Here is a 25,679-nt window from a genome sequence, read left to right on the forward strand (position 1 = left end):
TTGTGGTCCCACCTGACCCCATGCCGAACTCAGAAGTGAAACGCACCCGCGCCGATGATAGTGTGGCAGCTGCCATGTGAAAGTAGGTCACTGCCAGGCACCCAATTAAAAACCCCGATACCTGTGTATCGGGGTTTTTGCTTTTTCCGTTTCATGATTCTCTTAGCTTTTTCGTCACCTGCTTCGGCATCAGATCAGGCCCTGCTTTGTGCCAGGCAGCTTGATTCTGCCCTTGCTCTGCCTTATCCCTCGATCTTTATCCTGTCCCATCCGGGACTTGACCGCCGTTCCCTCCGTAAATATCCATTTCATTAATGTACACAATGTTGGTGTGCTATGTTTTATTGATGTCGCGACATAGGCTGCGATACCGGTGTTCGTTAGCTGTTTTTGTGAATGCTATGGTGGTTACATATACTTAATTTTTGTGTACAAAGTTATCACACAGGTATAACACTTATGTTTTTTTTACGGTATTATCTCTTCAGCTCCTCACTTAGCCCAGGCTTTGCAGTGGAGTATGGAGGGTAGTGCCAACCGTCTTTACAGGATGTTGGCCAATAAAAAAACAGCAGTCTGTTCATGTCTGCACATTGGCAACGATTAACAAAGGGATCTGTTATGACCCAGGATGTAAAAACAGAACAAAGCAAGAACCACGACCTGCTTTATTCGCTGCACGATAAACCGGGCTTCTGGCCTTCTTCTTTCGCCGCCTTGCAGCATGTGCTGGCCAGTCTGGTAGGCGTCATTACCCCGACCCTTATTGTGGGCGGCGTGCTCGGCTTGGGTGAGCATGTTCCCTACCTCATCAGTATGGCGCTGATGGTGTCCGGTGTGGGTACCTTTATCCAGTGCCGGCGTATCGGCCCCGTCGGTGCCGGCATGTTGTGCCTGCAGGGTACCAGCTTCGCTTTTCTCACCGCCGTGCTGTCGGCTGGTATGATCGTCAAGAGTCGCGGCGGATCACCGGAAGATATTCTGGCGACCATTTTCGGGGTCAGTTTCTGCGCCGCCTTTATCGAAATTTTCCTGAGCCGCTTTGTCCACAAGCTGCAGAAGGTGATCACTCCTGTGGTGACAGGTACCATCATCATTCTGATCGGTATTCCCCTGATCAAGGTGGCCATGACCGATATCGGTGGCGGCTTCGGCGCCCAAAACTTCGGTGCCCTGGATAACCTGATGCTGGCCGGCATAGTACTGGTGACGGTGATATTGCTGAACCGCTCCAAGAATCCCATGGTCCGCCTGGCCGCCGTGGTGATTGGCCTTGTTCTGGGTATGGTTGCCGCCTTCTTTATGGGACGTCTGGATTTCTCCCACCTGAGCAGCCTGCCGGTCATTTCGGTACCGGTTCCCTTCAAGTTCGGCTTCCAGTTCGATCTGGCCGCCTTTATTCCCCTGGCGATCCTGTTCTGTGTCAGTGCTATGGAAACCACCGGTGACCTGACCGCCAACTCCACTATTTCCCGGGAGCCGGTCAAGGGACCCGTCTACATCAACCGTATCCGTGGCGGTGTGCTGGGCGATGGTGTCAACTCCATGATTGCCGCCGTCTTCAACAGCATGCCGTCAACCACCTTCAGCCAGAACAACGGCGTTATTGCCCTGACCGGGGTGGCCAGCCGCTTCGTGGGTATCTACATCGCCGCCATCCTCTTTATCATGGGTCTCTTCCCCATCATCGGCGGTGTGCTGCAGCAGATGCCCAAACCGGTGCTGGGCGGGGCCACCCTGATCATGTTCGGCACCGTGGCCGTGGCCGGGATCCGGGTACTCTCCCAGGCCAACCTGGACCGTCGCAACATGATGATCATCGCCATCTCGGTCGGTATGGGGATCGGTGTGTCTACTGTGCCGGATGTGCTGCAGGAGCTGCCGAAGACGGTCTCTAATATCCTGAGTTCGCCGGTTGCCATGGGCGCCATCACCGCCATCCTGTTGAGTCTGATATTGCCTGAACAGAAAGGAGCCGAAGAAGACTCGATTGCAGAAGCGGAACAGGCGGATGCGGCCAAAAAAAAGTTAGGTGAGGTCAGCTAAGTCTCACTGTCGTATTGTCGCCTGAACGGGCGCAATCCCCTGGCGTACCTTCCCGGATTGTACGTCAGGGGTTTCTACATCCGGGGGATGCCAACTTTCATTTGCTAACGGAGTCGAAAGTCTGATGCAAAACCCCAAAACACTCTGGATAAAACAACCCCTCGCCACCCTCGATCCTGCCTGTGCCGGCGGCCTGGTGGTGGAAGGAAGCAACATTGTCGAACTGCTGGCCCCGGGCCAGCTACCCTCGAGGCCGGTGGATGAGGTTTTTGATGCGGGCCGGCATGTGCTGCTGCCCGGTTTGATCAATGCCCACCATCACTTCTACCAGACCCTGACCCGAGCCCATCCGGTGGCGCTCAACAAGGAGCTGTTCTCCTGGTTGACCTCCTTGTACCCGGTCTGGGCCCGGTTGCAGCCGGAGATGGTGGAAGTCTCCACCCAGATAGCCCTGGCCGAGCTGCTGCTGTCGGGCTGCACCACCGCCAGCGATCATCATTATCTTTTCCCCCAAGGGTTGGAAGAGGCCATCGATCTGCAGCTGGAGCAAGCCCGGCGGCTGGGCGTTCGGGTGCAGCTGACCCGGGGCTCGATGAGCCTGGGCAAGGATCAGGGCGGCCTGCCGCCCCAGTCGACGGTGCAGTCGGCAGAGACCATTCTGGCCGACAGCGAGCGCCTGATCCGGCGTTATCACGATCCGGCCGACGGCGCCATGAGCCGGGTGGCCCTGGCGCCCTGTTCGCCGTTTTCGGTCAGCACCGAGCTGATGAAAGCCTCCGCCGTGCTGGCGGAGCAGCATGATGTACAGCTGCATACCCACCTGGCGGAAACCCACGACGAGACCGAATTCTGCCTGAAGATGTTCGGGATGCGGCCGGTGGACTACCTGGAGTCGGTGGGCTGGCTCAGCGGCCGGGTGTGGCTGGCTCACGGTATTCACTTCAATGAGGAGGAGATCCTCCGCCTGGGTCGGGCGGGCGTGGGCATCGCCCATTGCCCTTCCTCCAATATGCTGCTGGCTTCGGGTATCTGTCCTACTCTGGAGTTGGAGGCGGCCGGTTGTCCCGTCGGCATTGGCGTTGACGGCTCCGCTTCCAACGACGGCTCCAATATGATCATGGAAGTACGCCAGGCGCTGTTGCTGCAGCGGCTGCGTTATGGTGCCAAGCGCATCACCCATCAGAAGGTGCTGGACTGGGCGACCCGCGGTTCGGCGGCCTGCCTGGGACGGCATGACATCGGTGAGATCGCCGTCGGCAAGCAGGCGGATCTGGCCCTGTTCACCCTGGATGACATCCAGTTCGCCGGTGCCGGCGATCCCCTGGCGGCCCTGGTGCTTTGCGGTGCTCGGCGGGCGGACAGGGTCATGGTGGCGGGCCGCTGGCGGGTGAGCGATGGCGTCGTATGTGGCCTCGATATCGAGGCGCTCAAGGCGCGACAACGGGAACTCTCGGCGCAGCTGCGTTGAACACGAGGGGCGCCACCGGTGCCCCTTTCTTGTGATCCGACCTGAAATTCTCTTCCTTATCTGGTATAAACGGCCCCATTTAATGGAGGGCGATATCACCATGCAATGGGATCTCAAAGGCTGGGCAGCGCTGCATGCCCTGGCGTTGTTGTTGTTTTTTTCCTGGTTTCTCGGCTACTGGCAGGGGCTGGATGAAGGGCTGTTCTGGTTGTTCAACGGCTGGTTGGTGACGGTGCCCGGCTGGGCGGAGTTCGTGGCTTTCGTCAACCAGCGCTGGATTGACGGCGCCGTGGCCCTGTTGATGGCCCTGTTCGTGTTCCACCATGCCTGGAGGGTATCCGGACGGGAGCGGGCCAGGATCTGCTGTCTGCTGCTGATCATGGCCGGCTGTTTTTCCATCCAGGCGGCGGTGGGCAAGGCCCTGCCTATAGAGCGGCCCAGCCCGACCCTGGTGTACGAGCAGGCGGAGCGGGTCAGCCAACTGGTGCCCCATATCAAGGCCAAGGACGCCTCCGGTGACTCCTTCCCCAGCGATCACGGTATCGGCTTCGCCACCTTCCTGCTGTTCGCCGTCTACCAGTTCCCGCGCCGCTACCTTTATGTGGTGGTGCCCCTGGTGCTGGCCCTGGCCATGCCCAGGGTCATGTCGGGCGCCCACTGGCTGACCGACTTCCTCTGCGGCTCGGTGCCCCTGGCCCTGATCACCGGCGCCTGGCTGTTTCATACCCCCCTGGCCAACAGGGTGATCAATCTGGCCACCGGCCTGGTCGAGGGGCTGCTGCGGCGCCTGCGCCTGATTGGCTAGAACTCAGCTGGTCAGAGTGACCCGCTCGCTGCAGGGCAGGATATCGTAGTCGATCATCACCTCCTGGCCCTGCAGGTGGCGGCGCAGCATGTCCAGGGCCACGAATGCCAGCAGGCGACGGCGGGACAGGGGATCGCGGAAGTGCAGCTTCAGGGTCTGCGCCTGGCAGTCCCGCTCGCTAAGCAGGGCCACCGGCACCCCGCCGGGACCTTCTGCGCCCACGGCCAGCGCCAAGGGGCGGGCGCTGCGCTGCAGCCAGAGACCCAGATCCTCGGCGCTGTCCGGCAGGCCGCTCAGGTAATGGCCCTCGAACTCGGTAGTGATGGTGCTGATGGTATCCGTCAGTCGGCCGCCGCTGGCCTCCTCGAACAGGGTCAGCGGCTGCTGGTGCAGCAGGGGACCCAGGCTGGCGGTGAAGTTCAATTCATCCCGGGCTACCAGATGAGCGCCCACTTCCTCCAGTAGCTGGGCCTCTGCCGCAGCGATGGCGGCCGAGTCATCCCGCTCGATAATCAGCTTGAGCTCTATGGTCGGCAGGCTGGCCCGGTAGCCCAGGGTGATGCCGGACGGCCAGGGCTTGTGGTCGAGCCGGTCGCTCAAGCCCGACTCCGACAGCCCGAACAGGAAGAAGCGGCGCACCTGGCTGCTGCCTTTCTGGCCAAAACGGTGGCGCAGCCGCGGCAGTATTTCATCCTCTACCATTTTCTTCAGCTCGGAAGGAACGCCCGGGGTAAAGATAAAGGTGGCCCTGTTGAGCTTGACGGCGAAGCCGCAGGCGGTGCCGACCGGATTGTCCACCAGCTCGGCCCCCTGGGGCAGCATGGCCTGCTTGATATTGCTCTGGGGCATGGTTCTGTTGCGGCTGGCGTACTTCTGCGCCATCACCGCCAGCCAGTGTTCGTTCAGCTCCAGGGGGACGCCGGCGGCGGCGGCCATGGCCTCGGCGCTGATGTCGTCCGAGGTCGGCCCCAGACCGCCGTTGACGATCACCAGGTCCGCATGATGGCTGCGCTGTTCAAACAACTCGACCAGATCCGCCTTGTCGTCGCCGAGGGTGAAACGGCGGCGTACCTGCCAGCCCTGCTCCAGCAGGCGCTGGGACAGCCAGGCCGCATTGGTATCCACAATCAGTCCGGTCAGCACTTCATCACCGGTACTTACCAGCTCAATCACAGGTTCCATATCGTTCTTCCTCGAGATGTATTACCGGGATTCTAACGTAACTTCCGCCCCCGGCCCACGCCGGGGATGACAAGCACCGCCGCTTTGTTGTAGATTTCTAGATGTCTAGACTTTCTTACTGATACTGCTCATGGAGTAAGCACATGCCCATCAGAATTCCGGATCGCCTGCCTGCGGCCGATGTCCTGTCTCAGGAAAATATCTTTGTGATGACGGAAACCCGGGCGGTCAACCAGGATATCCGCCCGATGCGGGTGCTGCTGCTCAACCTGATGCCGAAGAAAATTGAAACCGAAAACCAGCTGCTGCGGATGCTGTCCAACTCGCCGCTGCAGATAGGGGTGGACCTGCTGCGTATCGACGACAGGCCCTCCAAGAATACTCCGCAGTCTCATCTGGAGCATTTTTACTACGATTTCGAGCAGGTGAAGGACGAGTTTTACGACGGCCTCATCATTACCGGGGCCCCCCTGGGCCTGACCGATTTTTGCGATGTGGTCTATTGGGACAAGATAGAGCAGGTGGTCGAGTGGGCCAAGAGCCACGTCACCTCCACCCTGTTCCTGTGCTGGGCGGCCCAGGCCGGGCTGAAAATCCTGTACGGGCTGGATAAACAGACCCGTCTGGAAAAGTTGTCCGGCGTCTATGAGCACCAGAACCTGGCCCAGTTCGAGCCCCTGGTGAGGGGATTCGATGACGTCTTTCTGGCGCCCCATTCCCGTTATGCCGATTTCCCTCTGGAGCTGGTTCGGCAACACACGGATTTGAAGATCCTGGCCGGCTCGGAGCAGGTCGGGGTCTATCTGGCGGTCAGCCCGGATCGACGGCAAGTATTCGTGACCGGCCACCCGGAATACGACGCGGATACCCTGCACCAGGAATACATGCGGGATCTGGCCGCCGGGATGGAGCCGCGGATGCCGGAAAACTATTATCCCGGCAATAACCCGGATCAGGCCCCTCGGGCAAGCTGGCGTAGCCACGGCCACCTGCTGTTCTCGAACTGGCTGAACTATCACGTCTATCAGCTGACCCCCTACGACCTGCGTACCCTCAGCGCGGCCGGCGATACCCTGACCAGGGACTGGGAAGAATAAGGGGCTGTGGCCCCTTGCTTTCTACTCTATGGGGAAACCCGCCTTCTCCGCTTCGTTGGCCCTTTTGATCAGCGAGGTGATGGTCATGCCCTGCACCAGTATGGAGAAAATCACGCTGGCGTAGGTCATCATCAGGATCAGATCCCGCAACTCCACCTGGCCGCTGCTGCCCAGCTTGACCCCGGCGGGAATGGACAAGGCCATGGCCAGCGACAGGCCGCCGCGCAGCCCACCCCAGGTGAGGATGCGTACCGAATACTTGTTATAGGATCTGAAACAACGGAACACCATGTAGGGGGCCGATACGCTGATAAAGCGTCCGGCAATGACCAGCGGGATGCTGAGCAGCATCAGCAGCCAGGCTTGCCAGTGGAAGCCGACCAGCAGCATGGCCAGGCCGATCAGCAGGAATACCAGGGCGTTGAGGAATTCATCCAGCAGGTGCCAGAAGTGATCGAGGAAGTGTTTGCTCTGCTCGGAAAAACCGGTGTGGCGGGTCCAGTTACCGATCATGATGCCGGCCACCACCATGGCCAGGGCACCGGATACCCCCAGCACATTGGCCATGGCAAAACCGGCGGTGGGAATACAGAGGGTCATCAGCAGCTCCATGGAGCCGTCGTCGGTGGCGCTGATCATCACATGGGACATCAGCCCCAGCAGGGCGCCGAAGATGATGCCGCCGATGGCCTCGTGGGCAAACAGGGTCATGACCGAACCGAAGGTGGTCTCATTGCCGCTGAAGGCCACCGCGAAGATGGTCAGGAAGACCACCAGGCCGATACCATCGTTGAACAGGGTTTCACCTTCCACCTGAATGGCGATCTGCTCCGGGGCGCCCAGCTTCTTGACGATGGCCAGTACCGCGATGGGATCGGTGGGAGAAATCAGGGCGCCAAACAGCAGGCAGTACACGAAAGGCAGGGGGATGGCGACCACATAGGACAGCAGCCACAGGCCGGAGCCGATGATCACGGTGGACAACGCCGTTCCTAGGGTGGCCAGGATGGTGATTTCCCACTTCTGTTTTTTCAGCGCGGGCAAGTTGATCCCCAGGCCGCCGGCAAACAGCAGAAAACCCAATATGCCCTGCAGCAGGAACTCGCCGAAATCCACGGTTTTGATCACTTCCACCGCGTGTTGCTGCAATTCCGGCCAGGTGGTCTTGCCCAGGATCAGCATCAAGATGGAGATGGCCAGGGCCCCGGAGGTAATGGCGATGGTGGTCTGGATTTTCATGATGTATTGGTTGACGAAGGCAATGGTGATCGCCATGGCCGCCAAAAAACACAGAGTGTAATAGACGCTCATAAAGGCACTTCCGACAGTTATTGTATTTTTGCAAGCTGGAGTAGGTTGGCCGGTCTTCGCCGGTTGGGCATAGTTTGCCTAACCGCGGCCATTTTCCCTAGTGAAAACTGTGGTTGAATAACCTCTTTTCAGGAAGTTTTGACGGGTCCTTACCGATCGGCCTTGTAGATGGCTGGATTTCTAATGAGCCGTTTTGTGGTAGCATGGATGCCGCTTGCAGGAATCAGTCGTAACAGGAGTCAATAGTGTCTATATCCCCGGTCTTTTCCCAGCTTGAACAGGCACTCGCCGAACGTATTCTGATCATCGACGGCGGCATGGGCACCATGATCCAATCCTACCGACTGGATGAAGACGCCTACCGGGGGGAGCGCTTCGCCGACTGGCCGTCGGATCTCAAGGGCAACAACGATTTGCTGGTGCTGACCCAGCCCGAAATCATTGCCAGGATCCACAGCGATTATTTCGCTGCCGGTGCCGACATCATCGAGACCAATACTTTCAACGCCACCACCATCGCCATGGCCGACTACCAGATGGAGTCCCTGGCGGCGGAAATCAACCTGGAAGCGGCCCGGCTGGCACGCCGGGTGGCCGATGAGTGGACGGCCAGGGAACCCCACAAACCGCGCTTCGTGGCCGGGGTGCTGGGCCCGACCAACAGAACCGCCTCCATCTCGCCGGACGTGAACGACGCCGGCAAGCGCAACGTTACCTTCGATCAGTTGGTCGAAGCCTATACCGAGGCCGCCCAGGCGTTGATCGAGGGGGGCGCCGACCTGCTGATGATCGAAACCATTTTCGATACCCTCAATGCCAAGGCGGCGGTGTTTGCCCTCGAAACCCTGTTCGACAAGCTGGATCTGCGCCTGCCGGTGATGATCTCCGGTACCATTACCGATGCGTCCGGCCGGACCCTGTCGGGCCAGACCACGGAAGCCTTCTATCATTCCCTGCGCCATGCCAAACCCATTTCTTTCGGCCTCAACTGTGCCCTGGGCCCGGATGAGCTGCGCCAGTACGTGGCCGAGTTGTCCCGGATCAGCGAAACCCATGTGTCGGCCCACCCCAATGCCGGTTTGCCCAACGCCTTCGGGGAGTACGATCTGGACGCCAGGGAGATGGCCGACCATATCCGCGAGTGGGCCGAGAGCGGCTTTCTCAACCTGGTCGGTGGCTGTTGCGGCTCCACTCCGGAGCATATCCGCGCCATGGCCGAGGCGGTGGCCGGCATCAAGCCGCGGGTGCTGCCCGAACTGCCGGTGGCCTGCCGGCTGGCCGGCCTGGAGCCGGTGCTGATCACCCCCGAGAGCATGTTCGTCAACGTCGGCGAGCGCACCAACGTCACCGGCTCCGCCATGTTCAAGCGGCTGATCAAGGAAGAGCAGTACGACAAGGCGCTGGAAGTGGCGCTGCAGCAGGTGGAAAACGGCGCTCAGGTGATTGATATCAACATGGACGAGGGCATGCTCGACGCCGAGGCCTGCATGACCCGCTTCCTCAACCTGATCGCCGGCGAACCGGACATCGCCCGGGTGCCGATCATGATCGACTCCTCCAAGTGGGAAGTGATCGAGGCCGGCCTCAAGTGCATTCAGGGCAAGGGTATCGTCAACTCCATCTCCATGAAGGAAGGGGAAGAGAAGTTTATCGAGCAGGCCCGGCTGGTGCGCCGCTACGGCGCCGCCGTGATCGTGATGGCCTTCGACGAGGTGGGCCAGGCCGATACCCGGGCGCGCAAGTTCGAGATCTGCCAGCGTGCCTACCGGGTGCTGGTGGACCAGGTCGGTTTCCCGCCGGAAGACATCATCTTCGACCCCAACATCTTCGCGGTGGCGACCGGTATCGATGAGCACAACAACTACGCGGTGGACTTTATCGAGGCGGTGAAGGACATCAAGGACCACCTGCCCCACGCGATGATCTCCGGCGGTGTGTCCAACGTGTCGTTTTCGTTCCGGGGGAACGACGCGGTGCGCGAGGCCATTCACGCGGTGTTCCTCTATCACGCCATCAAGAACGGCATGGACATGGGCATCGTCAACGCCGGCCAACTGGCGATCTACGAGGACATCGAGCCCGAGCTGAAGGAAAAGGTCGAGGCGGTGGTGCTCAACCTGAACGATAATGCCACCGAAGCCCTGCTGGAGATCGCCGAGCGCTACCGCGGCAGCGGCGGCCAGCAGACGGACGCTCGGGATCTGGAATGGCGCAGCTGGCCGGTGAACAAACGGCTGGAACACGCCCTGGTGAAGGGGCTGACCGATTTTATCGAAGACGATACCGAGGAAGCGAGAGCCCAGGCGGCCAGGCCGCTGGAGGTGATCGAAGGCCCGCTGATGGACGGCATGAACGTGGTCGGTGACCTGTTTGGCGAAGGCAAGATGTTCCTGCCCCAGGTGGTCAAGTCGGCGCGGGTGATGAAACGGGCGGTGGCCTACCTCAACCCCTTCATCGAAGCGGGCAAGGAAGCGGGTCAGACCAACGGCAAGGTGGTGATGGCCACGGTCAAGGGCGATGTACACGATATCGGCAAGAATATCGTCGGGGTGGTACTGCAGTGCAACAACTTCGAGGTGGTGGACCTGGGCGTCATGGTCTCTTGCGAGACGATACTGAAAACCGCCCGGGAAACCAATGCCGATATGATAGGCTTGTCCGGGCTGATCACCCCGTCGCTGGATGAAATGGTGCACGTGGCCAAGGAAATGCAGCGCCAGGGCTTCAAGATCCCGCTGCTGATCGGCGGGGCCACCACCTCCAAGGCCCATACCGCGGTCAAGATAGAGCAGAATTACGACGAGCCGGTGGTCTATGTGGCCAACGCCTCCCGCGCCGTGGGGGTGGTACAGACCCTGTTGAGCGCGGAAAACAAGCCGGCCTTCGTGGCGCGGCTGAACAAGGAGTACGAGGTGGTGCGGGATCAGCATGCCCGCAAGCGTCCCCGTACCCGGCCGGTGCCCCTGGCCGAGGCCCGGGCCAACCGGATGCTCATCGACTGGCAGGCCTATACCCCGCCGGTGCCGGCCAAGCCGGGCATTCACGAATTCCACGATGTGCCGATTTCGGTGTTGCGCGAATATATCGACTGGACGCCGTTTTTCCTTACCTGGTCACTGGCGGGCAAGTACCCCCGTATCCTGGAGGACGAGATCGTGGGTGAAGAGGCCAAGCGGCTGTTTGCCGACGCCAATGCCCTGCTCGACCAGTTGGCGGCCGACGGCGAGCTGCGCTGCTCCGGCGTCATGGGATTGTTCCCGGCCAACAGCGTGGACGACGACGTGGAAGTCTATAGCGACGAGTCCCGCAGCCGGGTGCTGCATACCCTGCGCTTCCTGCGCCAGCAGACCGAGAAGAAGGACGGCTTCCCCAACTATTGCCTGGCCGATTTCGTGGCGCCCAAGGGCGCGAGGCCCGACTATATCGGTGCCTTCGCGGTGACCGGCGGCATCGGCGAGGATGATATCATCCGTCGTTACAAGGAGGCCCATGACGACTACAACGCCATCATGGCCAGCGCCGTGGCCGACCGGCTGGCGGAGGCTTTCGCCGAATACATGCATCTGCTGGTGCGGCGGGAATACTGGGGCTATGCCCCGGACGAGGCGCTCAGCAACGACGAGCTGATCCGCGAAAAGTATCGAGGTATCCGTCCGGCTCCTGGCTACCCGGCCTGCCCGGAACACACCGAGAAGGGGACCCTGTGGCAGCTGCTGGACGTGGAATCGCGCATCGGCATGAAGCTGACCGAGTCCTTCGCCATGTGGCCGGGGGCGGCGGTGTCCGGCTGGTACTTCTCCTACCCCGATACCCGTTACTTCGCGGTGGCCCAGATCCAGGAAGATCAACTGCTGGATTATGCCGCCCGCAAGGGCATGAGCCGGAAGGATGCGGAAAAGTGGCTGGCGCCCAACCTGAGCGAGTAAGGATTGGGAAGGCGCCGGGGTGGCGCCTTGCTGCTAAATATTGTACCGAGCCGACTCCCCGAGGGGGATGCCGGCGTGTATGCTTGTAATAATGAGGCCGCCGCAAGTACGGTGAAGGTGCTTTCGGATGGGCGGTCGCGGGAAAGGCTGGACAGAATTCGGGCGATAACGTAGCTTCTGCCGGCTTTGTTTAATCTCTGGGAGGAGCCTTCCATGTTTGCTGTAAAAAACGCCGGAAAAACGGGATTTTTATTCCTGGCTGTTTTGCTGATGTACTCCCTGTTCAACCAGGTGCAGGCCAATCCGCGTTACGCCTCTATCGTGCTGGACGCGGACAGCGGCGAGGTGCTGCATGCCTCCAATGCCGACGCTTCCCGTTATCCCGCCTCGCTCACCAAGATGATGACGCTCTATATGCTGTTCGAGGCGATGGACAAGGGCCTGATGACTCTGGACACCGCCATGCCGGTGTCGGCCCATGCCGCCGCCATGCCGCAAACCAACATTTCATTGAAGGCGGGAGATCGGCTTAAAGTGCGGGATGCCATTCCGGCGTTGATCGTCCGCTCCGCCAACGACGTGGCGGCGGTGGTGGCCGAAGCCCTGGGCGGCACCGAGAGCGGCTTTGGCCGCATGATGACGGAAAAGGCGAAGGCGATGAAGATGACCTCCACCACCTTCCGTAATGCCTCCGGCCTGCCCGATGCCGCCCAGACCAGTACCGCCCGGGATCTGGCGATACTGTCGGTGCGGTTGATGAAGGATTATCCCCAGTATTACCATTATTTCGCTACCCAGTCCTTCACCTATAAGGGGCGGACCTACAACAGCCACAACCGCATGGTGCGCAACTATCCGGGGGTCGACGGCATGAAGACCGGCTTTATCCGCGCCTCCGGCTTCAATGTGGCCACCTCCGCCGTCAAGGGCGAGCGGCGGCTGATCGGCGTGGTCATGGGCGGGCAGACCGCCCAGTCCAGAGATGCCCATATGGCGTCCCTGCTGGATCGCGGTTTCGAGCGGGCGACCCAACTCGCCAAGGTATCGCCCGCGGCGGCCAAGCCGGCCGCCAATCTGGTGGTCAGTACCGACACGGTGCGCCAGGTGGTGCGACAGGAGCAGCCGGTGACCCGGGCGCCGGCGGTGCTGCAACGCACCTCCCAGACCTTCCCGGTCGAGCAGACCATGATCACCGATGAGCTCGGTTGGGCGGTACAGATTGGCTCTTTCCGGGTGCCGGAGCAGGCGAGGGACAGGGCTTCCGATGCGGCCCAGCGGCTGGATGACATCGATCTGGCCCAGATAGCGGTGAGCGAGGTGGAAATCAGTAATCGCAAACTGTTCCGCGCCCGGCTGGTGGGACTGCAGGAAAATCAGGCCAAAAGCGCCTGCCAGCGCCTGTCCCGCCAGGGCATGGACTGCCTGGTGGTCAAGCTGACCGGCAGCTGAACAGAGGGCCTGCCGCCCGGAAGCGGGCGGCAGGGATGGCCGGGGCAAAGTCAGGGTGCTGCCCCTTGAGCGGCAAACAAAGAAAAAGGGGGTGACATCATGTCACCCCCTTTTTGGGTCGTCTTAGCGGTTCTGTCCCTAAACCAAATTGCTCCCTGCAATCCCTGACTTCACCTTGATCCTTAAGGTCATCCTCTTCCCGATCCGTCGGTGTGTCCATCTGGTCATCCTGACCGCGTGTCATCCTGACGCGCATGACCGTCTCCATCCGGGGAGGTGTCCGTTACCGCATCCTGCTGGGTTCCCTTTGCCTTTCCTGGCAGCCCGTCATCCTGACCGGCTTCCTTGCTCCTTGCGGGAGAGATAATAGCCCAAGTACCGTCCGGCTCAAGCCGGATAAATCGGCCGCCGCTGGAGGTTATTCGGGGTATTATTTCAATTCTTTGATTTTAATGAATAAAATTGATGTCATTGGTAAAGTCCGCGCACGGAAAACGTTTTCTCTGTCGCTAGCTTGAGAGATCTCTTACAAGATAGTGGGCTTATCTCCCTGATTCCTTCTGGCCGGCTTCGTGCTGCAACAGCCAAGCCTTGCGTTCCAGGCCTCCACCGTAGCCGACCAGCTTGCCGCCGGCGCCGATCACCCGGTGGCAGGGAATGATGATGGAGATGGGGTTGCGGCCGTTGGCCAGGCCCACGGCCCGCACCGCCCTGGGGTTGCCGATGCTCTCGGCGATGTCTTTGTAGCTGCGGTGTTCGCCATGGGGAATGGTCTGCAGGGCCTGCCAGACCCCGTGCTGGAAGGGGGTGCCTTGCGGCGCCAGGGGCAGCTCGAAGCGGCGCAGGCGGCCGTCGAAATAGGCGCTCAGCTGGTCGCAGGCGGCCTGCAGCAGGGAGCTGGCCGGCGGGCTCAGGGGCATGACATCGTCCCGGAAGTCGACCTCGAGGATGGCGTCGTCGCTGGCGGCGATATAAAGGGTGCCCAGGGGGCTTGGCAGGGTGCAGTGCATAAGGACTCCGGCTGGCGTGGGGATACCCTGATTGTATCCCCATTGCGCTCCGGGTGGCAGTTATCGGGCCAGGCGGCGGGCGATGGTGTCGCCCAGGGGGCCGTGGTGACGCTACCCCGGCGGCTGCCGCTGCCGGATCAGAGTTCGGCCAGCGGCCAGGCGTCGAAGGCGGGCTCTTCGTAGGGATGGGCGGTGCGCAAGGCGGCGATGGCGTCCCGGATCAGCCGGTCTTCGCACACCAGCTCGACCCTGACCTCGGCCACCCGCTCCAGCTCGCCGGGCTGGCCGAGAAAGGGGTTGGCCCCGGCCAGGGGACGGAACTGGCCCTGCCCCCGGGTTTCGAAGCAGCACTCCGTGTAGTCGCCGATCCGGCCGGCGCCGGTGGCGAACACCGCCGCCTTGACCGGCTCCAGATGGGATTCGGGCACGAAGAACACCAGCTTGTACATGGCTAGCTCCCGGTCGCCGCTCAGGCCTTTTTCAGGAATTTGGCCACCAGCACGATGTGCACACCGTTGACCTTGCCTTCGATATGCTCCGGATTATTGGTCAGGCTGATGTTCTTGACCAGGGTGCCGCGCTTGGCGGTGAAGCCCGCGCCCTTGACCTCCAGATCCTTGATCAGGGTGACCGCATCGCCGGCCTGCAGCCGGCTGCCGTTGCTGTCGAGGGTCGGCTCGCCGTCGTCTTCCTCCGCGGCCAGGCCGGCCTCGGCCCACTGCTGCACTTCCGGCTCCAGGTAGAGCATGTCCAGCAGGTCCCGGGCCCAGCCCTCGCTGGACAGCTTTTTCAGGGTGCGCCAGGCCAGCACCTGCACCGCCGGCACCGGGCTCCACATGCTGTCGTTGAGGCAACGCCAGTGGTGGTGATCCTGGGGATGATCCAGCTCGCCCTGGCAGCGGGCGCACAGCAGGACGCAGTGATCGGCGCTGTCGGCGGTCTTGGGGGCTACGGTATTCTGGCTCAGCGCATCGGTGGCGCCGCACAGCTCGCAGCGGCCGCCGCTGCGTTCCTGCAGTTGTTGTTCTATGGTCATGATTTGGACTCTTGTCGCTACGTAAAAGTGGCGCAGATCCTAGCATAAAACCGGGCTCCGGTTGTGGTTATCCATGGAATGGCAGACAATGCAGCTTCGTATGAGTTTATTTTTCGGGCAGGCCCGGACGAGATGACAGACCCCCTGATCCTGGAAGCCGATCCGGTACCCCGTGTCCGTTTGCACGGGGACTGGACCCTGGCCCGCTACCGGCAGCTGAGCCGGCTGCAGTTAACCGCGGAGACGACACCGGTGCAGCTCGACGCCGCCGGCCTCACCGCCCTGGACACCGCCGGCGCCGCCCTGCTGGTGCGGCTGCTGGGGGCGGAGCGACTCGGCCGACTGCTCCCTGCTGCTACCGGACTGTCGGACGAGCGGCGGGCCCTGCTGCGGGCGGTGGCCGAGGCCATGGCGGGGCGGGAGCCGCCACCGATACCGGTGCGTCGCTGGGTCGACGACCTGGCCCGGCTGGGTAGCCTGGTGGCCGGCGGCTGGCGGCAGTGGCTGCAGCTGCTCGGCTTTATGGGGCTGACCCTGATCACCCTGATGGTGCTGCTGCCCAGGCCGGGCCGCTGGCGGTGGACCGCCCTGGCGGCCCAGATGCACCAGTGCGGCCTCAACGCCGTGCCCATCGTTGCCCTGCTGACTTTCCTGGTGGGGGCCGTGGTGGCCTTTCTCGGCGCCACCGTGCTGGCCAACTTCGGCGCCACCATCTACACGGTCGATCTGGTGGCCTATTCCTTCCTGCGCGAGTTCGGGGTGCTGCTCACCGCCATACTGCTGGCGGGGCGTACCGCCAGCGCCTTCACCGCTCAGCTCGGCGCCATGAAAGTCAACGAGGAACTGGACGCCCTGCGCGCCCAGGGGTTGGACCCGATGGAACTGCTGGTGTTGCCGCGGCTGCTGGCGTTGCTGCTCACCCTGCCGCTGCTGACCTTTATCGCCATGCTGTCGGGCATGGCGGGCGGCGCCGCGGTGGCGTTGCTGGCGCTCGACATCTCCCTGGCCCAGTACCTGGCCATAGTGCAGGAAGTGCCGGTGCGGCACCTGCTGGTGGGGTTGGGCAAGGCGCCCCTGTTCGCCCTGCTGATCGCGCTGATCGGCTGCCTGGAGGGCTTCAAGGTCGGCGGCAGCGCCCAGTCGGTGGGCGAACACACCACCTCCAGCGTGGTGCAGTCCATCTTCGTGGTGATACTGCTGGACGCCATCGCCGCCCTTTTCCTGATGGAGATGGGCTGGTGAGCCGGGAGGCGGTGATCCGCATCCGCGGCCTGGACAACCGCTTCGGCAGCCAGGTGGTGCACCAGGGGCTGGATCTGGACGTCTACCGGGGCGAGATCCTGGGGGTGGTGGGCGGCTCGGGTACCGGCAAGTCGGTGCTGCTGCGCTCCATCGTCGGCCTGCGCCGGCCCAGCGGGGGCGAGGTGCGGCTGTTGGGGCAGGATCTGCTGGCCCTGCCGGAGCGGGAGCGGGCACGGCTGGAGCGGCGCCTGGGGGTGCTGTTCCAGAACGGCGCCCTGTTCTCCTCCCTGACGGTGACGGAAAATATCGCCCTGCCGCTGATCGAGCACGCCGGCCTGCCCCGGCCGGAGGCGCAGTATCTGGCCGAGGTCAAGCTGGCCCTGGCCGGCCTGCCGGCCGGAACGGGGGCGCGTTACCCGGCCCAGCTGTCCGGCGGCATGGTCAAGCGGGCGGCCCTGGCCCGGGCGCTGGCGCTGGATCCGGATATCCTGTTTCTGGACGAGCCCACCGCCGGCCTGGACCCGATCGCGGCGGCCGCCTTCGATCGCCTGCTGCTGACCCTGAGGGACGCCCTCGGGCTGACGGTGTTCCTGGTCACCCACGATCTCGACACCCTCTACACCAGCTGCGATCGGGTGGCGGTGCTGGCCCGCAGGAAGGTGCTGGTGGCGGATCGGCTGGACGCGGTGGCAGCCACCGAGGACGACTGGATCCGCGATTATTTTCACGGTCCGCGCGGTCGTGCCGCCCGGGCCGCGCAACGGAAGGAGTGACCATGGAAACCCGTGCACATCATGTATTGATCGGGGCTTTTACCCTGGCGCTGGCCGCGGCCGCGCTGCTGTTCGCGCTCTGGCTGGCCAAGTCCGGCAGCGAGCGTGATGCCCGCCGCTACGACATCCTGTTCCGGGAGCCGGTATCCGGCCTGTCGGTGGGCAGCGCCGTGCAGTACAGCGGCATCCGGGTGGGGGAGGTGGAAAGCCTGACCCTGGATCCGCAAGATCCCCGCCAGGTCTGGGCCCGGGTACGCATCGCCGCTGACGCCCCGGTCAAGACCGACACCCGTGCCCGCCTGGCCCTGGCCAATATCACCGGTGCCGCCAACATAGAGCTGAGCCAGGGCTCGCCGGAAAGCCCGCTGCTGGCCCGGGGCGACGAGATCCCGGTGATCGTCGCCGAGCCCTCGCCCCTGGCCCGGCTGCGGCTCAACAGCGAAGAACTGCTGCTGGCCATCACCACCCTGGTGGACAACGCCAACCGTATGCTGTCGCAAGACAACGCCCGCCATCTTGGCCAGGTACTGGCCAACCTGGACGCCACTACCAGCACCCTGGCGGCCCAGCAGGACAGCCTGGCCGCCGGCCTGCAGAGCCTGGCCGGGGCCGGCGACCAGCTGCAACGGCTGCTGGCCCGGCTCGATGCCCAGGCCGGCCGCCACGGCGAGCCGATGCTGGCCAATGCCGCCACCGCCATGGCCAACCTGGAGCGGCTGAGTCGCGGCCTGGACGCCCTGCTGGCCGATAACAGACCGGCCCTGGACGGCGGCCTGCAGGGCCTGGCCGAGCTGGGACCGGCTGTCCAGGAGCTGCGCTCTACCCTGATCATCCTGGGCGACATCGCCCGTCGGCTGGAGCAGGATCCCGCCGGCTATTTGCTTGGCCGCGACGACATCAAGGAGTTTAAGCCATGATCCGGGCCCTGCTTTTGCTGTCCTTGTCCGGCCTGCTGGGGGCCTGCAGCGTGCTGCCCGAGCCTACTCCCTTGACCCTGTACCGGCTGCCCCCCTCCGGGCAGGTCGCCACCGAGGCCGGGCCGCGGCTGACGGCGCTGCGGCTGGCCCGCCCCGCCGCCACCGATGCCCTGGGCGGCAATCGCCTGCTGGTGCTGGCGGCGGACCACAGTTACCAGGCCTATCCCCGGGCCCGCTGGGCCGCGCCGGTGCCGCTGTTGTGGCGGGACTGGCTGCTGGATGCCTTCTGGCGCGACGGCCGGGTGAGCCGGCTCAGCAGCGACGGCGACGGCCTGCAGGTCGGGCTGGAGCTGGGCGGGGTGCTGCGCGCCCTGAACGTGGAGATGCGGGAGGGCGGCCCGGTGGCGGTGATCCGCTACGACGCCCGGCTGGTGGATACCGGCAGCCGGCAGATCCTCGCCAGCCGGCGGTTCGAGGCCGAGGAGCCGATGGCCGGCCCCGCCGAGGCGGAGGCGGTGGCGGCCCTGGGCCGGGCGGCGAACCGGCTGGCGAGGGCGCTGATCGACTGGAGCCTGGCCGTAGCGCCTTGATTGCTCCTTATTCGGGCGGCAGCGCCGCCAGGGCCTGCCGGGCCCGGGCCTGGAAGGGGCCGTCCAGCGCGGCGGCCCGGGCCAGGGCCTCGGCGGCGTCCCGCGGTCGGCCCAGGGCGGCCTGGAGTAATCCCAGGTTGAGCCAGGCCGCGGCCAGTTGCGGATCCTGCCGGGTCGCCTGGCGGAAGGCCGCGATGGCGGCATCGTTGTTCCCGCCGCCATGCTGGGCGTTGCCCTGGGCGAACCAGCCCGGGGCATAGCCGGGCCAGCGGGCCGTCAGCGCCTGCCAGGCCGGCAGGGCGGCCTCGGGCCCGGCCACCGGTTCGAAGGCGGCGATGCTCTCCGCCGCCTGGGCCGGCCCCAGGGTCGCCGGCAGGGTGCCGGGCGGCAGGGCCACCATGGCCCAGCGGCCGCTGCGGGCCCAGGTGGCGTCGAACCGGCCCATGGCGATGGGCTGCCGGGCCTGTTCGCCGCTGTGGTGGATCAGCAGTTGCCGCTCCCGGTCGTAGCCGGTGACCACGGCGTAATGCCACAGGGGCCAGGCGGGCAGGGACAGGTTCTGCAGCACCACCACCGGGTGGCCGGCGGCCAGCTCGCCGAGCAGGCCGTCGAAGCCGTCCGGCAGGGGGTAGCCGATCCGGCCATGGCGCCGCACCGTGGCCAGCATTTCCGGTTGCACGCTGCCCTGGCGTCCGGGCAGGAACAGCTGGGGGATCAGCTCGTCGACCCCGACCGGCACGCCGCTGGCGTTCAGCACCATGGCGAGGGAGGCGGGGCCGCACTGGTAGTCGCGCTGGCCGTGGAAGGGCACGCCGCCGACGTGGGCGCTGGCCGGCAGGGCCCGGGCCGCCTCGGGGGACAGCGGCGGGGTGCCGGCGCAACCGCTCAGCAGCAACAGCAGCACGCCCGCCAGGCGGGCGTGCCAACGGCTCTGAGGCGCTGTCATCAGCGGGTGAAGGGGAAGACCTTGGTCAGCCCCAGCAGATCGGTGACCAGCAGTATGATGAAGACGGTGAGCAGGGCCCCGACCGCGGCGTTGGCACCGGCCGGCAGGTGGTCCAGTTGATCCGCCATCTGCCGGACTTCCTGATCGGACAGGGCGGCGACCCGGGCTGCCACTTCGGCCGGTTCGACGCCCAGCCCGACCAACTGGTCGCGCACCTCGGTGCGGGCCAGCAGCTCGCGGATGCGCTCGCGATCGGCGTTCACCTGCTCGGTGGCCAGCAACTGCTGGGTGGAGACCAGGGCGACCGGCTGGGCCTGGAGCGTCAGCGGCATGCTGCCCATGAGCAGAGACAGGATCAGTACGGGGTTAATGATTCGGCAGATAGGTTGCAACATTCTTGTTCTCCCTGAGGTTGGCGGTGTGAGACGGGTGGGGCGCAAGTGCCGCAATCTCGGTGCTGTGTTCCATGCCATCTCTTAATCGGTAGTATAGTCTTGCGGGTGCTCCGGATTCTGATGAATACGATGCGGAAAGCAAGGGGAGCGGAGTGATCCGAGCAGTGTTTCTCCCGTCGGCCAGAGGCCTGCAGACAGGGTTGCACGGCGGTTTGGCTGCCTGCCATCATGGTTGGGGGACGGATGTTGTTGCGACAACAATGGACATGGCCGCCCTGGCGTGGTGCTGTATCCGAGGTGGTGTGACATGGGGACGGGCGGTGGCGGTAGAGCGAAGGGGTTGGAATAATCAGCGGGAAAGCGCAGCGTTACGCTTGGAGGCGTTGGTCGTCGGAGAGCTGGCGCCGGTCTCCTTGACGGTGGCCCCCGGCGAAATCCTCTGCCTGTCCGGGCCGTCGGGCTCGGGCAAGAGCCGGCTGCTCAGGGCCATCGCCGACCTGGATGCCCACGGCGGCGAGGTCTGGCTGGGGAGGCAGCGCCGGTCCGGGGTAAAGGGCCATTGCTGGCGCGGCTGGGTGATGCTGGTACCCGCCGACAGCCAGTGGTGGGGCGAGCGGGTGGGTGATCACCTGGCACAGGAGCTGGGCGGGCAGTGTGCGGCCCTGGGATTCGAGGCGCCGGTAGCGGACTGGCAGGTCAGCCGGCTGTCGTCCGGCGAGAAGCAGCGGCTGGCCCTGCTGCGGGCCTGGTCCCGGCAGCCCCGGGCGCTGCTGCTCGACGAGCCCACCGCCAACCTGGATCCAGCATTGACCGAGCGGACGGAGGCCTGGATCCGCCATTGGGCCCGGCAGGCCGGCTTGCCGGTGATCTGGATCAGCCACGATCCGGCCCAGATCGCCCGGGTGGCGGATCGCCACTACCGGATCCGGAACAAGCTGCTGGAGAGTGCCGATGGGGGTGATTGAACTGGGCTGGTGGCAACTGGCCCTGGCCGCACTGATGATAGTGGCCCTGGCCGCCTGCACCTTCGCCGCCCGGCTGGAAGTGGGGCGCAGCCTGCTGGTGGCGGCCCTGCGCACCGTGCTGCAACTGGCCCTGATCGGCCTGGTGCTGGAGGCGCTGTTCGCCACTTCGGCGCTGCACTGGGTGGCGCTGATGGCCACCGCCATGCTGCTGATCGCCGGGCGGGAGGTGATGGCGCGGCAGAAACGGCGGCTGACCGGCGTCTGGAGCTTCGGCATCGGCACCCTGGCCATGCTGCTGTCATCGTTCACGGTGACGGTGCTGTCCCTGACCCTGATCATCGGGCCTGCGCCCTGGTATACCCCCCAGTATGCCATTCCCCTGCTGGGCATGATGCTCGGCAACACCATGACCGGGGTGGCGCTCAGCCTGGACCGGCTGACCGAGGGGGTCTGGCGTCAGCGGGCGTTGATCGAGGGCCGGCTGATGCTGGGCCAGCGCTGGCAGGAGGCGGTGGGGGATCTGCGGCGGGACGCCATGCGCGGCGGCCTGATCCCCACCATCAACGGCATGGCGGCGGCCGGCGTGGTCAGCCTGCCGGGCATGATGACCGGCCAGATACTGGCGGGCAGCCCGCCAGCGGTGGCGGTGAAATACCAGATACTGGTGATGTTCGCCATCACCGCCGCCACCGGCTTCGGCACCCTGCTGGCGGTGACCCTGGCCAGCCGCCGGTTGTTCGACGAGCGGGAGCGGCTGCGCCTGGACCGGCTGGCCGCGCCGAAAAAGTGAAGGATGCCATGACGCGTGTGATCTTGTTGGTTTGTCTGCTCTGGTGGGGGCCTGTCCGGGGCATGCCGCCGGTGGAACGGCTGGAGGTCGAGGTACTGGCGGTGTTGCCCCATGATCCCGGCGCCTTTACCCAGGGGCTGCTGCATCACCAGGGGTACCTGTACGAAAGTACCGGCCTCTATGGGAATTCCAGCCTGCGGGAGGTGGATCCGGCCAGCGGGGAGGTGCTGCGCCAGTTACCGCTGGATCCGGCTTTCTTCGGGGAAGGGCTGGCCCTGGTCGAGGATAGGCTGATCCAGTTGACCTGGCGTGAGGGATTGGCACTGATCTGGCGACTGGATGACTTCAGGCTGGTGGGGGCGCACCAATACGGCGGTGAAGGCTGGGGGCTGTGTTTCGATGGGGAGGCGTTATGGATGAGTGACGGCTCGGCCACCCTGTACCAGCGGGATGCGCATGATTTTTCGCTGCTGGCAGCCGTCGAGGTGAGCCTGCACGGCCAGCCGATGATGCAACTCAACGAGCTGGCCTGCGTCGGCGACCATGTCTATGCCAACGTCTGGCGGCGGGACCAGATAGTACGGATCGATAAAAGCACGGGGCGGGTTGACGCCGAGATCGACGCCTCCGCCCTGAACCCGCTCAGCGAGCGGCCCGGCGGCAGGGAGGCGGTACTGAACGGTATCGCCCATGATCCGGAGCGGGACGAGTTTTATCTTACCGGCAAACTCTGGCCGACCATGTTCCGGGTGCGATTCGTTCCGCGCCCGGAGTGCGCATCGTTGCACTGTCTGGTTCCCGTCACCATGGCGGCCGGCGACTGAGCCGCCCTTTCTTCAGCGCCCTTTCAGCATGGTCCGTAAAAAGCGGGCCGTGTGGGAACTTTCATGTTCGGCCACCTGTTCCGGGGTGCCGGTCACCAGGATGCGGCCGCCGCCGCTGCCGCCCTCGGGACCCAGATCCACTATCCAGTCGGCGGTCTTGATCACGTCCAGGTTGTGCTCGATGATCACCACCGTATTGCCGTGATCCCGCAGCCGGTGCAGCACCTGCAGCAGCAGCTGGATATCGTGGAAGTGCAGGCCGGTGGTGGGCTCGTCCAGGATATAGAGGGTCTGGCCGGTGTCGCGCTTGGACAGCTCCCGGGCCAGCTTGACCCGCTGGGCCTCGCCGCCGGACAGGGTGGTGGCCGACTGGCCCAGGCGGATGTAGGACAGGCCCACGTCCATCAGGGTTTGCAGCTTGCGGGCGATGGCCGGCACCGGGGCGAAGAAGTCGCAGGCCTCCTCCACCGTCATCTCCAGCACCTCGTGGATGCTCTTGCCCTTGTAGCGGATCTCCAGGGTCTCCCGGTTGTAGCGCTTGCCCTTGCACACATCGCAGGGCACGTAGACGTCGGGCAGGAAGTGCATCTCCACCTTGATCACGCCGTCGCCCTGGCAGGCCTCGCAGCGGCCGCCCTTGACGTTGAACGAGAAGCGGCCCGGCTTGTAGCCGCGGGAACGGGCCTCCTGGGTGCCGGAGAACAGCTCGCGGATGGGGGTGAAGATGCCGGTATAGGTGGCCGGGTTGGAGCGGGGGGTGCGGCCGATGGGGCTCTGGTCGATGTCCACCACCTTGTCCAGCTTGTCCAGGCCGTGGATCACCCGGTAGGGGGCCGGCTGGCTGACGGTGGCCTTGTTCAGCTCCCGGTGGGCGAGCGGGAACAGGGTGTCGTTGATCAGGGTCGACTTGCCCGAGCCGGACACCCCGGTGACGCAGGTCATCAGTCCCAGCGGCAGTTTGAGGTCGACGTCTTTCAGGTTGTTGCCGCGGGCGCCGTTCAGTTCCAGCCAGTGCTCGCCCGGCGGGGTGCGCCGCTCGGGCACGGCGATTTGCTCCCGTCCCGAGAGGTAGGCGCCGGTGAGCGAGTCCGGGTTGGCCATCACCTCGGCCGGGGTGCCCTGGGCCACGATTTGGCCGCCGTGCACCCCGGCACCGGGGCCGATGTCCAGCACATAATCGGCGGCACGGATGGCGTCCTCGTCGTGCTCCACCACGATGACGGTGTTGCCCAGATCGCGCAGGTGGGTGAGGGTGGACAGCAAGCGCTCGTTGTCCCGCTGGTGCAGGCCGATGCTGGGCTCGTCGAGTACGTACATCACTCCCACCAGGCCGGCGCCGATCTGGCTGGCCAGGCGGATGCGCTGGGCCTCGCCGCCGGACAGGGTCTCGGCGCTGCGCGACAGGCTGAGGTAGTTGAGCCCCACGTTGACCAGGAAGCCCAGCCGTTCCACGATTTCCTTGAAGATCTTGTCGGCGATCTGGGCCTTCTGGCCGCTCAGTTCCATGCGGGTGAAGAAGGCGTGGGCCTCGCCGATGGCCATGTCGGTGACCTGGGGCAGGTTGTGATCGGCCACGAACACGTGGCGCGCGCCCTCCTTCAGCCGGGTGCCCTGGCAGCTGGGGCAGGCACGGTTGGTCTGGTACTTGGCCAGCTCCTCACGCACCGAGTTGGACTCGGTTTCCCGGTAGCGCCGCTCCATGTTGTGCAGTATGCCTTCGAAGGGGTGCTTGCGCACCAGCACGTCGCCCCTGTCGTTCATGTACTTGAATTCGATGCTGGTGCGGCCCGAGCCGTACAGCACCGCCTTCTGGAGGTCCTTGGGCAATTGTTCGAAGGGCAGCTCCAGGTCGAAGCCGTAGTGCTCGGCCAGGGACTTGAGCATCTGGTAATAGTAGTAGCTGCGCTTGTCCCAGCCGCGGATGGCGCCGCCGGCCAGGCTCAGCTCCGGGTTGCTGATCACCTTGTCCGGGTCGAAGATCTGCTGCACCCCCAGGCCGTCGCAGCTTTCGCAGGCGCCCGCCGGGTTGTTGAAGGAGAAGATGCGCGGCTCCAGCTCGGCGATGGAATAGCCGCACTCGGGGCAGGCGAAGTTGGCGGAGAACACCAGCGGCGCTTCGTCCGGCCCGTCCATGGCCACCACAGAGGCGATGCCGCCGGACAGCTCCAGCGCCGTTTCGAAGGACTCCGCCAGCCGCAGCTGCAGATCGTCGCGCACCTTGAAACGGTCCACCACCACTTCGATGGTATGTTTTTTCTGTAATTCCAGGGCGGGCGGATCCGACAGATCGCACACCTCGCCGTCGATACGGGCACGGATGAAGCCCTGGGCCGCCAGGTTGTCGAGCAGCTTGCTGTGCTCGCCCTTGCGGTTGCGCACCACTGGTGCCAGCAGCATCAGCCGCTTGCCCTCGGGCTGTTCCAGCACCTTGTCCACCATCTGGCTGATGGTCTGGGCGGCGAGCGGCAGGGCATGGGTGGGGCAGCGCGGCTCGCCCACCCGGGCGAACAGCAGCCGCAGGTAGTCGTAGATCTCGGTGATGGTGCCCACGGTGGAGCGGGGGTTGTGGGAGGTGGACTTCTGCTCGATGGAAATGGCCGGCGACAGCCCCTCGATATGGTCCACGTCCGGCTTCTCCATCAGCGAGAGGAACTGGCGGGCGTAGGCGGAGAGGGATTCCACATAGCGGCGCTGGCCCTCGGCGTAGAGGGTATCGAAGGCGAGGGAGGACTTGCCCGAGCCGGACAGGCCGGTGATCACGATGAGCTTGTCCCGGGGCAGTTCCAGGCTGATGTTCTTCAGGTTGTGGGTGCGGGCCCCGCGAACTTCGATTTTATCCATCTGCAGCATGACCTTGGTGTAAATTCGACCGGCTAGTATGGCACTGGATGAATAGACAGCCAAGGG

The 25,679-nt window shown here is 64.1% G+C and carries 21 protein-coding genes and 1 rRNA gene; 14 read left to right on the forward strand and 8 right to left on the reverse strand.

Going from position 1 to position 25,679, the window contains the following annotated elements; genetic code table 11:
- The 4 genes from rrf to JKV55_RS04980 form a co-directional block, all read left to right on the forward strand.
- A 5S ribosomal RNA gene (gene rrf, locus JKV55_RS04965) occupies positions 1 to 99 on the forward strand; the annotation flags it as partial.
- Positions 100 to 621: 522 nt separating this feature from the next.
- Positions 622 to 2,046, forward strand: a complete 1,425-nt coding sequence (locus JKV55_RS04970) for a uracil-xanthine permease family protein (RefSeq protein ID WP_202082794.1) — start codon at positions 622 to 624, stop codon at positions 2,044 to 2,046.
- Positions 2,047 to 2,170: 124 nt separating this feature from the next.
- Entirely contained in the window at positions 2,171 to 3,514 is a 1,344-nt protein-coding gene (locus JKV55_RS04975; protein WP_202082796.1) for an 8-oxoguanine deaminase, read from the forward strand.
- Positions 3,515 to 3,614: 100 nt separating this feature from the next.
- Positions 3,615 to 4,319 carry a phosphatase PAP2 family protein gene (locus tag JKV55_RS04980; RefSeq protein ID WP_202082798.1) on the forward strand — a complete coding sequence of 235 codons (705 nt, stop codon included), beginning with the start codon at positions 3,615 to 3,617 and terminating at the stop codon, positions 4,317 to 4,319.
- A gap of 3 nt (positions 4,320 to 4,322) precedes the next feature.
- On the opposite strand, the gene JKV55_RS04985 is transcribed toward JKV55_RS04980, so the two are convergent.
- Complete coding sequence (locus tag JKV55_RS04985; RefSeq protein WP_202082800.1) at positions 4,323 to 5,501, reverse strand: CinA family nicotinamide mononucleotide deamidase-related protein; 1,179 nt, start codon at positions 5,499 to 5,501, stop codon at positions 4,323 to 4,325.
- Between the two features lie 143 nt (positions 5,502 to 5,644).
- On the opposite strand from JKV55_RS04985, the gene metA reads away from it, so the two are divergent.
- Positions 5,645 to 6,598, forward strand: coding sequence for a homoserine O-acetyltransferase MetA (metA, locus tag JKV55_RS04990; protein WP_202082802.1), 954 nt, complete (start codon positions 5,645 to 5,647; stop codon positions 6,596 to 6,598).
- Positions 6,599 to 6,619: 21 nt separating this feature from the next.
- Here metA and JKV55_RS04995 read toward each other — a convergent pair whose 3' ends face one another.
- Entirely contained in the window at positions 6,620 to 7,909 is a 1,290-nt protein-coding gene (locus tag JKV55_RS04995) for a cation:proton antiporter (protein WP_202082803.1), read from the reverse strand.
- 245 nt (positions 7,910 to 8,154) lie between these two features.
- On the opposite strand from JKV55_RS04995, the gene metH reads away from it, so the two are divergent.
- Together metH and JKV55_RS05005 are read left to right on the forward strand one after the other, a co-directional pair.
- A complete protein-coding gene (gene metH / locus JKV55_RS05000) occupies positions 8,155 to 11,835 on the forward strand; it encodes a methionine synthase (RefSeq protein ID WP_369409620.1) in 3,681 nt (1,226 codons plus the stop codon).
- Between the two features lie 213 nt (positions 11,836 to 12,048).
- Positions 12,049 to 13,284, forward strand: coding sequence for a D-alanyl-D-alanine carboxypeptidase (locus JKV55_RS05005; RefSeq protein ID WP_202082805.1), 1,236 nt, complete (start codon positions 12,049 to 12,051; stop codon positions 13,282 to 13,284).
- 542 nt (positions 13,285 to 13,826) lie between these two features.
- On the opposite strand, the gene JKV55_RS05010 is transcribed toward JKV55_RS05005, so the two are convergent.
- The 3 genes from JKV55_RS05010 to JKV55_RS05020 form a co-directional block, all read right to left on the reverse strand.
- Positions 13,827 to 14,294 carry a methylated-DNA--[protein]-cysteine S-methyltransferase gene (locus tag JKV55_RS05010; RefSeq protein WP_202082807.1) on the reverse strand — a complete coding sequence of 156 codons (468 nt, stop codon included), beginning with the start codon at positions 14,292 to 14,294 and terminating at the stop codon, positions 13,827 to 13,829.
- A gap of 137 nt (positions 14,295 to 14,431) precedes the next feature.
- On the reverse strand, positions 14,432 to 14,743 hold the full coding sequence (locus tag JKV55_RS05015; protein WP_202082809.1) for a YqfO family protein: 312 nt from the start codon (positions 14,741 to 14,743) through the stop codon (positions 14,432 to 14,434).
- Between the two features lie 20 nt (positions 14,744 to 14,763).
- Complete coding sequence (locus JKV55_RS05020; RefSeq protein WP_202082811.1) at positions 14,764 to 15,330, reverse strand: PhnA domain-containing protein; 567 nt, start codon at positions 15,328 to 15,330, stop codon at positions 14,764 to 14,766.
- A 132-nt stretch (positions 15,331 to 15,462) separates the two neighbouring features.
- On the opposite strand from JKV55_RS05020, the gene JKV55_RS05025 reads away from it, so the two are divergent.
- From JKV55_RS05025 to JKV55_RS05040, 4 genes are read left to right on the forward strand one after another with little or no spacing between them, the layout of a single operon-like run.
- On the forward strand, positions 15,463 to 16,572 hold the full coding sequence (locus JKV55_RS05025; RefSeq protein ID WP_202082813.1) for an ABC transporter permease: 1,110 nt from the start codon (positions 15,463 to 15,465) through the stop codon (positions 16,570 to 16,572).
- On the forward strand, positions 16,569 to 17,345 hold the full coding sequence (locus JKV55_RS05030) for an ABC transporter ATP-binding protein (RefSeq protein ID WP_202082815.1): 777 nt from the start codon (positions 16,569 to 16,571) through the stop codon (positions 17,343 to 17,345). Before JKV55_RS05025 ends, JKV55_RS05030 begins: the two co-directional genes overlap by 4 nt.
- Positions 17,346 to 17,347: 2 nt before the next feature.
- The gene (locus JKV55_RS05035) at positions 17,348 to 18,262 is read left to right on the forward strand and encodes an MlaD family protein (RefSeq protein ID WP_202082816.1); all 915 of its coding nucleotides are present in this window, start codon (positions 17,348 to 17,350) and stop codon (positions 18,260 to 18,262) included.
- A complete protein-coding gene (locus JKV55_RS05040) occupies positions 18,259 to 18,852 on the forward strand; it encodes an ABC-type transport auxiliary lipoprotein family protein (RefSeq protein ID WP_202082818.1) in 594 nt (197 codons plus the stop codon). Before JKV55_RS05035 ends, JKV55_RS05040 begins: the two co-directional genes overlap by 4 nt.
- Before the next feature lie 7 nt (positions 18,853 to 18,859).
- Here JKV55_RS05040 and JKV55_RS05045 read toward each other — a convergent pair whose 3' ends face one another.
- Complete coding sequence (locus JKV55_RS05045) at positions 18,860 to 19,798, reverse strand: PA2778 family cysteine peptidase (RefSeq protein WP_202082820.1); 939 nt, start codon at positions 19,796 to 19,798, stop codon at positions 18,860 to 18,862.
- Positions 19,798 to 20,193: a PA2779 family protein gene (locus JKV55_RS05050; RefSeq protein WP_202082822.1), complete on the reverse strand. Its 396-nt coding sequence runs from the start codon at positions 20,191 to 20,193 to the stop codon at positions 19,798 to 19,800. Before JKV55_RS05050 ends, JKV55_RS05045 begins: the two co-directional genes overlap by 1 nt.
- Before the next feature lie 374 nt (positions 20,194 to 20,567).
- Between JKV55_RS05050 and JKV55_RS05055 the strand changes: the two genes are divergently transcribed.
- From JKV55_RS05055 to JKV55_RS05065, 3 genes are read left to right on the forward strand one after another with little or no spacing between them, the layout of a single operon-like run.
- Complete coding sequence (locus tag JKV55_RS05055) at positions 20,568 to 21,158, forward strand: ABC transporter ATP-binding protein (RefSeq protein ID WP_237332682.1); 591 nt, start codon at positions 20,568 to 20,570, stop codon at positions 21,156 to 21,158.
- Entirely contained in the window at positions 21,145 to 21,948 is an 804-nt protein-coding gene (locus JKV55_RS05060; RefSeq protein WP_202082826.1) for an ABC transporter permease, read from the forward strand. Before JKV55_RS05055 ends, JKV55_RS05060 begins: the two co-directional genes overlap by 14 nt.
- 8 nt (positions 21,949 to 21,956) lie before the next feature.
- Positions 21,957 to 22,772, forward strand: a complete 816-nt coding sequence (locus JKV55_RS05065; protein ID WP_202082828.1) for a glutaminyl-peptide cyclotransferase — start codon at positions 21,957 to 21,959, stop codon at positions 22,770 to 22,772.
- A gap of 12 nt (positions 22,773 to 22,784) precedes the next feature.
- Here JKV55_RS05065 and uvrA read toward each other — a convergent pair whose 3' ends face one another.
- Entirely contained in the window at positions 22,785 to 25,613 is a 2,829-nt protein-coding gene (gene uvrA / locus JKV55_RS05070; protein ID WP_202082829.1) for an excinuclease ABC subunit UvrA, read from the reverse strand.
- Between the last annotated feature and the right edge of the window lie 66 nt (positions 25,614 to 25,679).

Source organism: Zobellella iuensis (genome assembly GCF_016746085.1).
Classification (GTDB): Bacteria; Pseudomonadota; Gammaproteobacteria; order Enterobacterales; family Aeromonadaceae; genus Oceanimonas; species Oceanimonas iuensis.

Coding starts and splice junctions, on each gene's coding strand:
- JKV55_RS04970 (WP_202082794.1), top strand. CDS start 622: ATGACCCAGGATGTAAAAACAGAACAAAGCAAGAACCACGACCTGCTT.
- JKV55_RS04995 (WP_202082803.1), bottom strand. CDS start 7,909: ATGAGCGTCTATTACACTCTGTGTTTTTTGGCGGCCATGGCGATCACC.
- JKV55_RS04975 (WP_202082796.1), top strand. CDS start 2,171: ATGCAAAACCCCAAAACACTCTGGATAAAACAACCCCTCGCCACCCTC.
- uvrA (WP_202082829.1), bottom strand. CDS start 25,613: ATGGATAAAATCGAAGTTCGCGGGGCCCGCACCCACAACCTGAAGAAC.
- JKV55_RS05040 (WP_202082818.1), top strand. CDS start 18,259: ATGATCCGGGCCCTGCTTTTGCTGTCCTTGTCCGGCCTGCTGGGGGCC.
- JKV55_RS05065 (WP_202082828.1), top strand. CDS start 21,957: ATGACGCGTGTGATCTTGTTGGTTTGTCTGCTCTGGTGGGGGCCTGTC.
- JKV55_RS05045 (WP_202082820.1), bottom strand. CDS start 19,798: ATGACAGCGCCTCAGAGCCGTTGGCACGCCCGCCTGGCGGGCGTGCTG.
- JKV55_RS05005 (WP_202082805.1), top strand. CDS start 12,049: ATGTTTGCTGTAAAAAACGCCGGAAAAACGGGATTTTTATTCCTGGCT.
- JKV55_RS04985 (WP_202082800.1), bottom strand. CDS start 5,501: ATGGAACCTGTGATTGAGCTGGTAAGTACCGGTGATGAAGTGCTGACC.
- JKV55_RS05060 (WP_202082826.1), top strand. CDS start 21,145: ATGGGGGTGATTGAACTGGGCTGGTGGCAACTGGCCCTGGCCGCACTG.
- metA (WP_202082802.1), top strand. CDS start 5,645: ATGCCCATCAGAATTCCGGATCGCCTGCCTGCGGCCGATGTCCTGTCT.
- JKV55_RS05015 (WP_202082809.1), bottom strand. CDS start 14,743: ATGTACAAGCTGGTGTTCTTCGTGCCCGAATCCCATCTGGAGCCGGTC.
- JKV55_RS05025 (WP_202082813.1), top strand. CDS start 15,463: ATGACAGACCCCCTGATCCTGGAAGCCGATCCGGTACCCCGTGTCCGT.
- JKV55_RS05035 (WP_202082816.1), top strand. CDS start 17,348: ATGGAAACCCGTGCACATCATGTATTGATCGGGGCTTTTACCCTGGCG.
- JKV55_RS05010 (WP_202082807.1), bottom strand. CDS start 14,294: ATGCACTGCACCCTGCCAAGCCCCCTGGGCACCCTTTATATCGCCGCC.
- JKV55_RS04980 (WP_202082798.1), top strand. CDS start 3,615: ATGCAATGGGATCTCAAAGGCTGGGCAGCGCTGCATGCCCTGGCGTTG.
- JKV55_RS05020 (WP_202082811.1), bottom strand. CDS start 15,330: ATGACCATAGAACAACAACTGCAGGAACGCAGCGGCGGCCGCTGCGAG.
- JKV55_RS05050 (WP_202082822.1), bottom strand. CDS start 20,193: ATGTTGCAACCTATCTGCCGAATCATTAACCCCGTACTGATCCTGTCT.